The sequence below is a fragment of the Sorangium sp. So ce302 genome, assembly GCF_051530145.1.
GTDB lineage: Bacteria > Myxococcota_A > Polyangia > Polyangiales > Polyangiaceae > Sorangium > Sorangium cellulosum_B.
In genome coordinates, this window is sequence record NZ_CP150326.1 from 9,918,055 (window position 1) to 9,930,666 (window position 12,612).

The window sequence follows — 12,612 nt, forward strand, 5'->3', positions numbered from 1 at the left end:
CTCAGGCCACACGGCTACTCTCGCCCCACGACGGCGTCGCGCACAGCCACAGGTCACCTCCCTTCAACCGCTGCGCGATCAGGCTCGATTCGTCGTCGGAAGCGAAGAGCAGGATGGCCACGTCGAAGCCGTCTTCGATCGGGTTCACGCGACGCTCCGAGGCGACGATCTCGATCTCCACGGCGGGGTGGCTCTGCGTGAATGCGGCTGCCACGCTGGCGAGGAACGATTGGCCGAACAGGAGCGGCGTTGCCACCCGCAACACGCCGCGTGGGGAGGACTCGAGGTCCTTCACCGCGGCGTTGGCCTCTTCCATCTCGGACAGGATGCGCGCGCAGCGCTCGTGATACGCGGCGCCGGCGCTCGTCGGTCGCACCACGCGCGTCGTGCGCTCGAGGAGTCGCACGCCGAGCGACGCCTCGAGGCGGGCCACACGCTGGCTGACCGTCGAACGCGGCAGCCGCAGCGCCTTCGCCGCCGCGCTGAAGCTCCCGAGCTGCACCACCTCCACGAACGTCGCCATCGCGTCGAAATCGAACATTGTGCAGCCTGGTCGAACAGGCTATTCGCCCGCCGCCACCTGGTCAAGCGCAGCGGGAGAAGCTACCGTCGTCTTGACACTGCCACGACTGGCAGCGAAGAAATGGAGAACTCCGAGCTCGGCTGAGAGATGCTCTACCAGCGATTGCCATCCACGAGGGACCGCGATGCAAGACGAAATGCAGGTTGAGGAGTGGGGAGAGCTATTCGTTACGCGCAAGTGCTGCGGCGCCGCCACGTGCCGGAACTACGCGCCGGAGCTCCTGGGCGAGGTGGTGCCGGCCGGCGACCTCCGGGCAGGCCGCCGCCTCTCGGTGCTGCCGGGCTCCTACGAGGAGGGCGCCTTCACCGGTGTGCTGCGGCAGCCGCGGAGCAAGGAAGATCTGATGGCGGCGCGGACGGCGGTCGCGGCGTGCCCGTTCGGCGCCATCACGCTCAAGCCGGGCCCGGCGCAGGTTCGCCGGGGCGATCTTGGGTCACCTTGGCGCGGTTTTCCGCGGCCCATCGAGGATCATGTCTGGATCATCGGACAGCCATCCATCAAGAACTTCGGCGCTCTTTCCTATTTCATCGAGCGCGACGGAGGCGGGGTGCTGATCGATCCCCCGAAGCCGAGCGAGGAGGTCTTCCGCTGGCTCGCGGAGCACGGCGGCGTGCGATGGCTCTTTCTGACGCACCGGGACCACACGAACCACCACGCCGAGTTCGCCAGCCGCTTCCCGGGTTGCCGCCGCATCATCGGCGCCGCGGACGTGAACCTCCGTGAGAACAAGTACATGCCCTCGACCGGCGACGTGGAGATCAAGCTCGGGAACGAGCTCGGCCCGCTCTCGCTCGAGGGGGAGCCGCTCTCGAGAGAGGCGGCCAAAGAGGCCGAGATCATGCTATTGCCGCAGCCCGGGCACACGCCGGGCTCGTTATGCCTCCTGTACCGAGGCCGCTTCCTGTTCACCGGCGATCACCTGAGCTACTCGCGCTTCCTGGGTCAACTCGTGGCGCATCGATTGCAATGCTGGGAAGATTGGGAGCGCCAGATCCGCTCGGTGCGGTATCTGCTCGCGGCGGCCGAGGCCGGCTGGATGAGGTTCGCGTGGGTGTTGCCGGGTCACGGGGAATGGGCCCGCCTGCCGGGCGAGGGGAGCGCGGCCGAGACGGCCGCCGAGCTCCGCCGCGTCGTCACGTCGATGGAGCAGAAGCCGAAGGGGCATACGCCGCTGGGCCGCTGGATCCTGTACGTTCAGAGCCGGATGGCGCCCGAGAAGACGCTCGGGCGCGCGCTGCGCGCGATCGGCGGCGGGAGCGACGCCTGGGTATTGCCGCGCGGCGCGCGGTGCTCGCTCACCGATTTCGATCCCGACAAGACGGGGGTCGCCCTGCGCCGGCTCTATGTCCTCGGCGCCGCCGCGCTTCTGGCCGCTGCCAGGACCGCATGGCTCACCGGGCGCCGGGGCATGAGCGCCGCTTCTGGTCGCTCTTAGGACGCAAATCCCACATCGTCTTCCCTGTCTTCCCCGTCTTCCCCCTCAGCGGTTGTCCGCGCGCGCCTCCCACTTCACCGAGCCGGCGATCTGCCTCGTGGTGACGTTGACCCGATTGAAGAGGTTGGTCAGCGCGATATGCAGTGTCAGCGCCGCGAGCGCCGGCTCGTCGTAATGCCCCGTCGGCGAGCACGCGGACCAGGCGCCCCCTGCGCACGTCCTCTGCGCAGAGAATGCTGGGCACGGGCGCGATCCCGGCGCCAGCGCGAACGGCCTCATGCAGCGCCACGTCAAAGCCGTCTTCGATCACGTTCACGCGACGGTCCAAGGCGACGATCTCGATCTCCACGGCGGGATGGCGCTGCGTGAATGCCGCGAGGAGTCTCACCGGCGCGCGCAAATGCGGTCGACGCCAGCGCCGGCACGCTCCCCCCGCGCTCTTCCGGCAATTGCCGCACCTTCTGGATCAGCTCATACCCGCCCTCGTGCGCGCAAGCTCAGGTGCGTCCTGATCCGCGCGAGCACCTCTTCAATCTCGAATCACCTGGTGATCGAATCGACGCCCCCGCCTCGAACCCCACGAGCGGAATCTTGCCGCGCGCCTGTGGGGCGGTGCGGCCCCAGCACGACCATAGGCAAACGACGCCGCTTGCGCTAGGATCGAGCCCGTGGCGCTGGTCATTCGCGACGAGCAGCTCGCGGCGCTGGCCGCCCGGGCGGAGTCCGACTTCGTCGCGCGCGTGAGCCGATGTCTCCGGGACAACTGGCCCTGGGAATGCGAGGCGATGGGCGAGGAGAGCGTGCGCGCGGCGATCCTGAAGGGCATCGACAAGGCAGCGCGATACGGCGTCACGACCGAGCGCGAGGTCCTCCGCGTGATCAACGTCATGTATCTGCTCGGCCACGACTTCGACGCCGACCCCGCGTTCGTCTGGGTACGCGACATCCTCGACCGGCAGGGGACGCCCGCAGCGCAGCGGCTGGACCTGATTTGCGCCTTGCTCTCGAACGAGCGTGCGTCGCAGCCATGACGCAGGGCGTCCCCGGGAAGCGCAAACGTGATCCGGTCGTGTCCTTCGAGTCGACGGATCGCGCCTCCGCGGCGTTTCCCTCCAAGGAGGTGCGCCTCGTCAGCCAGCCGTGCGTTCGAACCGCGCCGGTCGTCGTGACCGTCACGGTGCAGCCGACGCCGGTCGTGCTCACGCGCGATCAGGGCGCGGCGCCGGTGCAGGTGTTGCAGGCCGTCGGGGCTCCAGCGGGAGGCACGTATACGTGGACGTTGCCGAACGCGGCGGGCGTCGTGCAGTTCCAGGGCGGCGCCGCGCCGATCAACAGCCCCAACGCAACGATCGTGGGGCTCACCGGCGGCGTGGAGGCCGTGCGCGTGACGTACGCGTTCGCCGGTCAGACTCCGCACGCCGACGCGCAGGTGGCCGTCGTCGCCGTGCAGCTCCTGCCGCTGACGCCGACCATGGCGCACGCCGTTCCGGCTCCGACGATGGCGCTGCAGGCGGCGGGCGCTCCCGGCGGCGGCACCTACGCCTGGGACTTGCCGGACGCGACGAATGTCGTCCAGTTCCCGGGCGGCGTCGCGCCGGGCAACAACGCCGCCGCCACCATCGAGGGCGCCGCGCCGGGGACCGAGCGCGTGCGGGTCCGGTATACCGTCGGCGCGCACACGGCGATGGCCATCGTCCGCGCATCCGTCGTCGCGGTGCAGATCGCGCCCGCGCCCGCGCCCATCGTGCGCCCCCAGGGCTACCCGCGGCATCGCGTGGTGCTCACCGCCGCCTTCGCGCCGCCCGGAGGAACGTTCTTGTGGACGCTCGGCGGGGCGAACGTGCTCGCCATCGATCCCAATCAGCCGGGCAATCATGGCGTCGGGTTCGACCGCATCCGCCTCATCGCGGACGACGACGGCACCGAGCAAGTGACCGTGCGCTATACGGTCAACGGCGTCCACGCGACGGCCGTGACCAACGTCGAGGTCCGGCGCGAGGCATGCTCCCGCGTGGACCTGGCACCCGCCGGCGGCGCGTACGTGACCCCCGTCGCGGCCGCTGCGTGTCTCCACGGACCGGCCGTCGGCGCCCGCCAGCGGCCCCATGCGCCCGGCGGGGTCGCCACGGTCGCGCCGACGGCGAATCACCATCATGGAGGGTTGTGCGCCGGCTGCCAGGTGAACGGTCGAAACGTGGAGCACTGGCTGGACCCCGATCTGGCGCAGAATGACGCCGTGCTGGACGTGATCGCGCTGCGCAACCAGATACACGCCCTCCGCGCGGTCGCCGCTCCGCTCCGCGCAGCGAGCCCGCTCAACTTCGCCTGGCTGGCCAATGTCCCGGTGGATTCGCTGAACCCTGCCGGAGGGTTGGGCACGGCCGGAAAGATGATCGGCGTCCTGCGCGCCACCCGCATGAACGGCACGCAGGTGCGCCTGCGCGCTGTCTCGGGCAACTTCGCGGGCCTGGGCGCCCCTCCGAACGGCTACTGGTCTCGGCACTCGAACAATCGATACCGCATCTTCAGCGCCTCGCGCGGGTTCCGCGACTACGCTCCAGCCGCCGTCGGCCCCACCTTCGGACGCTGCGCAGCCAGCGCGCTGCTCGCGCACGCGCTCGACTTCGGCCTGCGCGTGACCTCGATGGCGGAGATATGGGTGGGGCCCACGGCGCACGGGCGGCAAGACGGCCAGCTCCAGGCGTCCTGTCCTAGCTGTCGCCGTTACCTGGGCCACCTCCTGTGCACGCAGGGAGGGCAGCAGCGCGGCGCGCCGTTCAACACCAACTCGGTGCTTCCGCCCAACCAAGGATTCTGAGCCGCAGCCATGGATGACATCGACCGCGTCGTGACCTTTTGCGCCGCGCTGGACGCGTCGTTCCCCGGCGCCGTCCGCGGCGCCGACGCCGCGACGCTCCGCAGGATCGAATCGCGCATGGGGCGTGCGCTGCTGCCGGTTCATCGCCGGTTCCTCGAGCTGCTCGGCGCAGACGCAGCGTGGCTCACCCTTGGCCCGTTCGACGCGAGCGCCGCGAGCCTCGACGAAGCGCTGGCCGCGACCCGCGACGCGCCACCCGAAGGATTCACGCTCTTCGCCCTCGGCCGGGACGATCCGTTCGAGGATCTCTACCTGGTGGAGTCCGAAGGGGCGGAGGCGCGCCTCGAGCTCATCAACACGCGCACCGGATACTCGTTCGCGAACATCGCGCCGGACGAGGGCGAGGTGCTGGCCGGCTCGCTGTCCCAGCTCCTCTGCGTCTCGGCGCTCGCAGATCGTTCGCGCCACGTCTTGCCCATCCACAGCGTGCTCGCCGAACGCACGCAGCGCCCGGACACGCTGGCGCGCTTCCGTGACGAGGCGCGGCGCCGCGCGTTCGGCGATCTCTGGTTCTCCAATGCAATCGCCTGTGCGGTCACCTGGGAGGACACGGTCATCGTCGCGATGCAGCCCGACGATCGTGCCTTCGCCCTGTCCCTGTTCGGCGGCGCCGCCGTGCAGCCCCTGGCGACGAGTTTTGCGCAGCTCCTCGATCTCGAGGCGGTGAGCTGACGACGCGCTCGATCATCGTGAGATCGTCAAGCGAGCACGCCTCCCGGCGGCCGCTCTCCAGGACCGGGCGTCACGCTCCCTCAGCGGTTGTCCGCGCGCCCCTCCCACTTCACCGAGCCGGCGATCTGCCTGGTGGTCACGTTGATGCGATTGGCGAAGTTGGTCAGCGCGATGTGCAGGGTCAGCGCCGCGAGCGCCGGCTCGTCGTAATGCCTCGCGGCCTCCTCCCACACGTCGTCGGGCACCGCGTCCGCGCGATCGCTGAGCCTCGTCGCGGCCTCGGCGAGCGCCAGCGCGGCGCGCTCTGCGTCGGTGAAATAGGGCGCCTCGCGCCAGGCCGCCACGGCGAACAGGCGCTCGTCGGTCTCGCCCGCCTTCTTCATCTCGCGCGCGCCCATGTCGACGCAGGGGCCGCACCCGTTGATCTGGCTCGCCCGCAGGTGGACGAGCTCGAGCGTCCGCGCCGGCACGCCGCTCTTCTTCACCGCGCCGAACAGGGCGTAGATGGGCTGCATGACGTCGGGGATGACCATCGCGGGGTTCTTCATCCGTGCTTTCAGCATGTTCGTGCTCCTTCCGAGGCGTTCGGGTGTGCTCGCCAACCGTGACCGGGCGCTGAACGTCCGTTCGCGTCGTCACATCGGCTAGGGTTCGTCCGTCACAGCAATGACGAAGCACGACGAGGGAGTGTGACCGCTAGCCCTGACGACGTTCGTCAAGATGCCCGCCGGCGCCAGCTCCTCGAAGAGCGAGCGCGTGATGCCGTGGAGCGCCGACTTCGCCGCCGAGTAGGCGGCCGAGCCGGGGATGCCGTTCACCGCCAGGCCGGAGGACACGTTGACGATGCGGCCCCAGTGCCGCTCGCGCATCGAGGGGACGACCGCTTGAATGGCAGCATAGGCGCCCTCGATGTTGGCGCGGAGCACCTTGCGCCACTCGTCGCTCGGCCGCGCTTCGAAGAGGGGAGGATTCCCCGGAGAGCCCGCGCCCCACTCAACAGCGTTGTTGACCAGGAACTCGATGCGCCCCCAGCGCTCGAGCGCGGCCCGCGTTGCGGCGTGGATCGATTCGTCCGACGCAAGCTCGAAGAAGACAACGAGGGCGTCGCCGCCCTCCACGGCCTGCAGCCCGGGCAGGACGTGCTGCTGCGCCAGCTCTGGCAGAGCGACGGCCTCTCGCAGTCGGCGCTCATCGAGCGCCTCGGCGTCGAGCCGCCGACGGTCACCAAGGCGCTGGGCCGCCTCGAGAAGGCCGGCCTCGGGGTCCGCCGGCGCGATCCGAACGACGCCCGCGTGTCGCGGGTCTACCGATCAGGCACGTCGTGCCCCGCAGGCTGTCGAGTGAAGGCGGCCCCTTGGATGCACGGATAAGCTGTTGAACTAGCGCCGCTTTTCCAGGGCGGTGTCGGATCGCATAGAAGAATGCTCTGTCAACCCGGGGCAGGTCCCGCAGTTGAGGCTTGACGTTTCCGAAACATTTGGACTTCCGTCTCCCCCGGCCTCGTGGACGGCGCCGGCGCGCTTGCCTGCGGGGCGCTTCGCTGCTGGCGCAGGATGAAGTGTTTGAGCCCGGCCTGGAGGTTCGACAGCGTGGTGATGTTGGCCAGATCGAGCCCGAGGTTCACGACCGTCTGGGCGACGGTCGGCCGGATCCCGGTGATGACGCCCTCGGCGCCGAGCAGCTGGATGGCCCGGATGAGCTTGATGATGTAGCTCGCCGTCTGGGTGTCCACGGTCTCGACGCCGGTGAGATCCAGGATGGTGCAGCGCGCTTGCGTGCGGACGACCGCATCGAGCAAACTGTCCATCACCTCTGCGGTCCTCGCGCTGTCGATGACCCCGATCATCGGCAGCGCCAGCACCCCGTCCCAGACCTGGATGATGGGCGTCGACAGCTCGCGAATGACGCACTGCTGCCGCTCGATGAGCTCCAGCTTGCTCCGGAGCTCCTGCTCCCGGCCGCGGCTCTCGGTGATGTCCATCGTGACGCACGCGGCCGCGATGGCCGTCGCGCCGCCGGAGCGGACGGGCATGAACCAGGTCTCCCAGATGCGGCCGGCCGCCTCGGCGGAGTTGTGTGACGCCTCACCGCCCAGGGCTCGCCTCAGCGCAGTCATGTCCTGCTTGGCGTAGAGCTCGAATACGCTCTTCCCGATGGCACACCCCGGCGTCAAGCCGAGCGCCCTCAGCGCCGCGCCATCGAAGTACAGGAAGGTGCCCTCCAGGTCGACTGCCCAGCACGCGATCGGGAGGTTCTCCACGATGGCGCGGAGCAGGTGCTCCTCGAGCACATGGCGCGCCTCTTTCTCGATCCGCGCCGTCACGTCCCGCCCGAAGCACACGAGGCCGGTCACCCCGCCGTGCTCGTCGACGATGCGCTCGTGGAGCCACTCGCAATGCACGTCGCCCCCGTCCTTCCGGGCATGGGCCCAGATCCGGGGCGCGCCGGCGTCCTCCTGGAGCAGCCGCCGCCACGCCTCGGCGTCGCCCCGCGCGGCCACCAGCGCGTCGATCTTCTGGCCGATGGCCTCCCCCGACGGGAAGCCCAGCAGGCGCTCCGCGGCGTCGTTCCAGGCGACGACGTCGAGGTCGCGGGAGAGCACGATGATCCCAAGCGGCGCTCGCTGCAAGACGGTCGCATACCAGTCCGCCGACATCGCGGTAGCCCCGGACGTTCCTTGTGATCTCGTGCTCGTCATGGAAGACCTTATACGATATCCCGTGCAGCGCGGACAGGGCTCGCGCCTTGAGCCCCGCTCGCGACGTGTTCTGCCACACGGAGCATGGGGGTAAGCCGTCGAATCGTGAGTTGGTGGTGTTCTACAAGGGGCCCGCGCACAGGCCGTCCGGAGCCACGAAATAGACGTGGCTGCCGGACACGGAGACGATACGCCCCGCCTCGATGAGCGTCGGGAGGGCTTCACCGTCCTTCACGGGCAGCGCGTAGATGCCCTCCTCTCCGCCGCGCCGGCCTGCGATCGCGAGCGTCGCCGCGCTCTCGCTGCGCAGCAGAGCGCCGCTCTCCTCGAGGAGGGCTTCGCCTTCCCCGCTGCCGTCGAGGTGGTGTCGCATGAACGGCGCCCCGGCACGAGCACGACGCCCTGCTCGGGCTCCAGCACGAACGAGTCGAGCATCGGCTGGCCGAGCTTCAGCGCGGCGAGCGTGTCCTCGACGAGGTTCCAGGCGTAGACGCCGAGCAGGTCGTCGAAGTCGACCGGGGTGAACATCAGGAATTGCCCATCGCTCGTGAACTCCGCGGTCGTGCCCCAGGGCACCTCGTCGTTCGCCGCGACGAGGCCGTCGCCGTGCTCGGGCGACCACGCCTTGCGCCCTGTCTCCCAGTCCTCGTAGGCCACCTCTCCACCCGGTCCGAAGCGGAGGACCTCGGTGGGCCACCGCCGGCCGCGCTGGGGCCGCTGGCTCTCCGGGAGGCGATCGAGCTGCACCGGAGGAGTGAGCCGCGTGGATCTCAACGCCCTTTGCTTCGACGGTGCGCAAGATAGCCGAGGAGTCCATACGCTATCCCGGCGCCCACCAGGCAAAACTTGGCCTGCGCGCACCGGCGCGCGAGGGGAGGCCAGAGCGCTTCGTCGGATCCGCGCAAGACCTCGAGCAAGGCGGCGTTCTCCGTCGCGTCCAGCAGGCCGGCGAGCCACTGTCCCCAGGCCAGCGGCGCACCCAGGCTCGCTCCCGGCAGGCCGCGCTTCTTCAAGGCGTCGGCTCCCATCACACAGGCCAGCGCGAGGCCGTTGGCATAGGCCGCCAGGAGGAGGTAGTCGACTCCCAGGCTGAACGCAGCGCTGACGCGCGCAGCATCATCCCAGGACTCGACGATGCGGCGGGCGCGCGCCCAGGTGCCCGCCAGCTCGAACGAGACGATCCCCCACGGAGCGGCCTCCGTCCGCAGGCGCCTGTCCGCGACGGCCGCCGCCGCGCCGCTCGCGACGGCCAGGCCCAGCAGCGACCACAGGATCGGTATACGTCGTTCTTCCGGAACGAGCTCGAACGGGTGTCGCATCGCCGGAGCCTCCTTTGAGAAATCTAGCATGACGAGGCCCCCCCGCTCGACGAACGCCGGGCCGTCAACATCCTCGACCGCGCTGAACCGACGCTCGCCTCGAGTCGACAGGCGACGCCGTGAGGCTGCGGCTCGTCGAGCTCACCGCGCGGGGTCTCGGCGTTGGAGACGTGGCCGAGCGCGTGCTCATGGCAAGCAGATCAGCTCGTAGGTTGCGTTCAATCTGCGGCCGCTGAAGAAGCCGCTGCCGCTCCCCCTTGCGCGGCATAACTCGTCTGCCATCTGTCCGGCTTCATCCCATGCAAGGGTGCGCAGGTCGCCGACCTCGCTTCGGTCGATGTTGAACCGCTGTACGTTCAACCCCAGGCAGACGAGCTCATACTTATTCCGAAACTGTCGGCCAGTGAAACGGCCAGCGAGACGGCCCATGCTCATGCACATCTTCTGCGCAGCCTCGGCGGCGTTGACCCAATGCACTCTATTGATGTCAGTGCCTTCGAGCACTGCGTCCGCAGCGCTGAGATCCTCTGGGGTGACTTCGTGCACATCAGCTCCGGCGGCGATGCAAATGAGATCGTAACCTCCATTCGCGCGCCCGCCGGTGTAGAACCCGGTGATGCGCCGCCTATCTTTGCACTCGCTGTGCGCGGCCTCGCACCAGTCTGCCCAATTGGGTAGGAGCCGATGCGGTCCCATGCCGATGTACCGCTCCGTGACAACTGGCTGAGGCTCATCAAGCGGAGAGGGCGCCTCGCTCGAAAGCTCATGTGCGCAGGCAGCCGCGAGGCATAGATACGCCACCGCCGTGCGCGATACTCGGCTCGCCGCGGCCCAGTGGAGTTCGTCGAAGACCTCGACGGGGAAATTGCTCAGCAGCCCCCCGTCCACGATGTAGCTGTTGACCCCGTTGGTCCCGCGGAGCCGGACCGGGCGGAAGAAGAACGGCACGCTCATGCTCATGCGCACCGCGAGGGCCACTTCGAGATCATCCGGCTCGACCCCATAGCGCTCGGCGTCGATGTCGCCGGGTAGGACGAGCACGGTGCCCCGCGTGATGTCCGAGGCGACGAAGTGCGCCCGATAGCGCAGCAGCGGATTCGTCTCACGCTCTCTCCCCTTGACGATGATGTCCTTGAAGGTGCTGATCCCCTTGTCGAGCAGCAGGCCCTGTAGGTATTGAAGGAAGTAGTCTCCCCTGTAGGCGCCGAGCTCCGTCAGCAGCCCGACGGTGATGTCCAGCGGCTTGCCGATGACGGGGATCCGGCTGAGCCAAGTCGTGTCGACCAGCCGCGCGATTTCCGGGCCAGCGATGATGCGCCGGATCTCGGCGGGCGTGTAGCCGGCGACCAGGAGCGCGGCGATCGCGGCCCCCGCCGAGGTGCCGGCGGCGCGGCTGCCCTCGAGCGTGAACTGGTCCCCGTACTCCTTCCGTTGCTCGAGCTGATTGTGGATGGCGCTGATCGCTCCGGCAAGCGCGATTCCCTTCACGCCGCCGCCCTCGAGCACGAAGTCGATTCGACGCCTCTGGGGCGGAGGGTTCGCGCCGGGACGCACGCCCTCGGCGTCGCGCGTGGAAGCGGAAGCAGAGGCCGGGGCGGCGGCGGGAGGGGGCATGCGCTCTTCGTCCGGCTCAGGTATTCTCTCCGAAGGGCGATTGTCCATGGTTCCTCCTGACAGCGACGCCCCTCGAGCACCGGGTGCGCCGTGGGCTCACCTGCGTTCATGCAGCTGAGCCGTGCCCATGAGAAGCAGGCTTCGCGCGCCGAGGCTCTATGGATCTCGCATCTTGTGGGAGGACCAGGTCCCGGAAGAACTGCGCAAAGGGGGCGAGAGCAGCGCAACCAGCGCAGCAGCGCGCCCTGCAGGGGGGGCCAACGTTGGCCCGGAGAACGGCACCGGCATCCGCCTGGGCGAGGGGAGCGGAGTGACGCTCACGGCCGTGAGCGACGATCTCGAGGCGATCCTCGGCATCCCGTGCGCGGCGAATGGATCGGGCGGCATCGTGGGCGTCAGATGGCGAGGTCGTGGGGGCTCTGGAGCGCATTCGGGCGCGGCGCTGAGCGCGAAAAGCGGCGCATGGGCGGGCCGCAGGCACACGTCGCCCTGACAGGCGGGTCTCTGGCCCGCGGTGCTCTTTCGGTAGGCTACGCGGCGTCCCCGAGCGTCTTACGGCGCAGGACGGTGCTCGTCCAGTACGAGCTCGTTCCACACCAGATCTGCGCCGTCTTCGTGATAGGTGCCGTCGAGAAAGAGAACGTGCAGGTGTGGATTCAATCGGAGGTCGCTGGACGTGCGTTGCACGACCGTCACGGAGCCGGTCTTGGCGGCTCCGCGCGCGCTGCGGCGCACGGCGTGCTCGCTGTGGAACCGCTCTACGCTGCCCACGACGATGCGCGTCAGCGCGCAGCGCCCCCTCCTGGGCTAGCCTCCGCCTCAGCGGTTGTCCGCGCGCCCCTCCCACTTCACCGAGCCGGCGATCTGCCTGGTGGTGACGTTGATGCGATTGGCGAAGTTGGTCAGCGCGATGTGCAGGGTCAGCGCCGCGAGCGCCGGCTCGTCGTAATGCCTCGCGGCCTCCTCCCACACGTCGTCGGGCACCGCGTCCGCGCGATCGCTGAGCCTCGTCGCGGCCTCGGCGAGCGCCAGCGCGGCGCGCTCTGCGTCGGTGAAATAGGGCGCCTCGCGCCAGGCCGCCACGGCGAACAGGCGCTCGTCGGTCTCGCCCGCCTTCTTCATCTCGCGCGCGCCCATGTCGACGCAGGGGCCGCACCCGTTGATCTGGCTCGCCCGCAGGTGGACGAGCTCGAGCGTCCGCGCCGGCACGCCGCTCTTCTTCACCGCGCCGAACAGGGCGTAGATGGGCTGCATGACGTCGGGGATGACCATCGCGGGGTTCTTCATCCGTGCTTTCAGCATGTTCGTGCTCCTTCCGAGGCGTTCGGGTGTGCTCGCCAACCATGACGGGGCGCTGAACGTCCGTTCGCGTCGTCACATCGGCTAGGGTTCGTCCGTCACAGCCATGACGAA

General features: G+C 69.1%; 15 protein-coding genes. 5 read left to right on the plus strand and 10 right to left on the minus strand.

Annotated features, from left to right (window positions below; translation table 11 throughout):
• Window position 1: 1 nt before the first annotated feature.
• A complete protein-coding gene (locus WME73_RS37565) occupies window positions 2-541 on the minus strand; it encodes a LysR family transcriptional regulator (RefSeq protein WP_437912684.1) in 540 nt (179 codons plus the stop codon).
• A 166-nt stretch (window positions 542-707) separates the two neighbouring features.
• Between WME73_RS37565 and WME73_RS37570 the strand changes: the two genes are divergently transcribed.
• Window positions 708-2,018, plus strand: coding sequence for an MBL fold metallo-hydrolase (locus tag WME73_RS37570; protein ID WP_437912685.1), 1,311 nt, complete (start codon window positions 708-710; stop codon window positions 2,016-2,018).
• Window positions 2,019-2,063: 45 nt separating this feature from the next.
• Here WME73_RS37570 and WME73_RS37575 read toward each other — a convergent pair whose 3' ends face one another.
• Window positions 2,064-2,297 (minus strand): hypothetical protein, encoded by a 234-nt coding sequence (locus tag WME73_RS37575; protein ID WP_437741122.1) that lies wholly within the window; start codon window positions 2,295-2,297, stop codon window positions 2,064-2,066.
• A gap of 389 nt (window positions 2,298-2,686) precedes the next feature.
• Between WME73_RS37575 and WME73_RS37580 the strand changes: the two genes are divergently transcribed.
• Genes WME73_RS37580 through WME73_RS37590 form a run of 3 tightly spaced genes read left to right on the plus strand, consistent with a single transcriptional unit; the run spans window position 2,687 to window position 5,568 of the window.
• Window positions 2,687-3,049, plus strand: coding sequence for a hypothetical protein (locus WME73_RS37580; protein WP_437741123.1), 363 nt, complete (start codon window positions 2,687-2,689; stop codon window positions 3,047-3,049).
• Window positions 3,046-4,836, plus strand: a complete 1,791-nt coding sequence (locus tag WME73_RS37585) for a hypothetical protein (RefSeq protein ID WP_437741124.1) — start codon at window positions 3,046-3,048, stop codon at window positions 4,834-4,836. Before WME73_RS37580 ends, WME73_RS37585 begins: the two co-directional genes overlap by 4 nt.
• Before the next feature lie 9 nt (window positions 4,837-4,845).
• The gene (locus WME73_RS37590) at window positions 4,846-5,568 is read left to right on the plus strand and encodes a hypothetical protein (RefSeq protein WP_437741125.1); all 723 of its coding nucleotides are present in this window, start codon (window positions 4,846-4,848) and stop codon (window positions 5,566-5,568) included.
• Between the two features lie 80 nt (window positions 5,569-5,648).
• Here the strand turns inward: WME73_RS37590 and WME73_RS37595 are convergent, their stop codons facing one another.
• Window positions 5,649-6,128 carry a carboxymuconolactone decarboxylase family protein gene (locus WME73_RS37595; RefSeq protein ID WP_437917484.1) on the minus strand — a complete coding sequence of 160 codons (480 nt, stop codon included), beginning with the start codon at window positions 6,126-6,128 and terminating at the stop codon, window positions 5,649-5,651.
• A gap of 84 nt (window positions 6,129-6,212) precedes the next feature.
• Complete coding sequence (locus WME73_RS37600; protein ID WP_437912686.1) at window positions 6,213-6,686, minus strand: SDR family NAD(P)-dependent oxidoreductase; 474 nt, start codon at window positions 6,684-6,686, stop codon at window positions 6,213-6,215.
• Here WME73_RS37600 and WME73_RS37605 point away from each other — a divergent pair.
• Window positions 6,627-6,938 carry a MarR family winged helix-turn-helix transcriptional regulator gene (locus WME73_RS37605; RefSeq protein ID WP_437912687.1) on the plus strand — a complete coding sequence of 104 codons (312 nt, stop codon included), beginning with the start codon at window positions 6,627-6,629 and terminating at the stop codon, window positions 6,936-6,938. The two genes, WME73_RS37600 and WME73_RS37605, sit on opposite strands and share 60 nt — an antisense overlap.
• A gap of 59 nt (window positions 6,939-6,997) precedes the next feature.
• Here WME73_RS37605 and WME73_RS37610 read toward each other — a convergent pair whose 3' ends face one another.
• From WME73_RS37610 to WME73_RS37635, 6 genes are all read right to left on the minus strand, one after another.
• Window positions 6,998-8,266 (minus strand): PAS domain S-box protein, encoded by a 1,269-nt coding sequence (locus WME73_RS37610; protein WP_437912688.1) that lies wholly within the window; start codon window positions 8,264-8,266, stop codon window positions 6,998-7,000.
• A 231-nt stretch (window positions 8,267-8,497) separates the two neighbouring features.
• Entirely contained in the window at window positions 8,498-9,013 is a 516-nt protein-coding gene (locus tag WME73_RS37615) for a hypothetical protein (protein WP_437912689.1), read from the minus strand.
• 23 nt (window positions 9,014-9,036) lie between these two features.
• Window positions 9,037-9,585, minus strand: coding sequence for a hypothetical protein (locus tag WME73_RS37620; RefSeq protein WP_437912690.1), 549 nt, complete (start codon window positions 9,583-9,585; stop codon window positions 9,037-9,039).
• 186 nt (window positions 9,586-9,771) lie between these two features.
• Entirely contained in the window at window positions 9,772-11,247 is a 1,476-nt protein-coding gene (locus WME73_RS37625) for a patatin-like phospholipase family protein (RefSeq protein ID WP_437912692.1), read from the minus strand.
• A 504-nt stretch (window positions 11,248-11,751) separates the two neighbouring features.
• Entirely contained in the window at window positions 11,752-11,970 is a 219-nt protein-coding gene (locus WME73_RS37630; protein ID WP_437741131.1) for a transposase, read from the minus strand.
• Window positions 11,971-12,018: 48 nt separating this feature from the next.
• A complete protein-coding gene (locus tag WME73_RS37635; RefSeq protein ID WP_437917484.1) occupies window positions 12,019-12,498 on the minus strand; it encodes a carboxymuconolactone decarboxylase family protein in 480 nt (159 codons plus the stop codon).
• Between the last annotated feature and the right edge of the window lie 114 nt (window positions 12,499-12,612).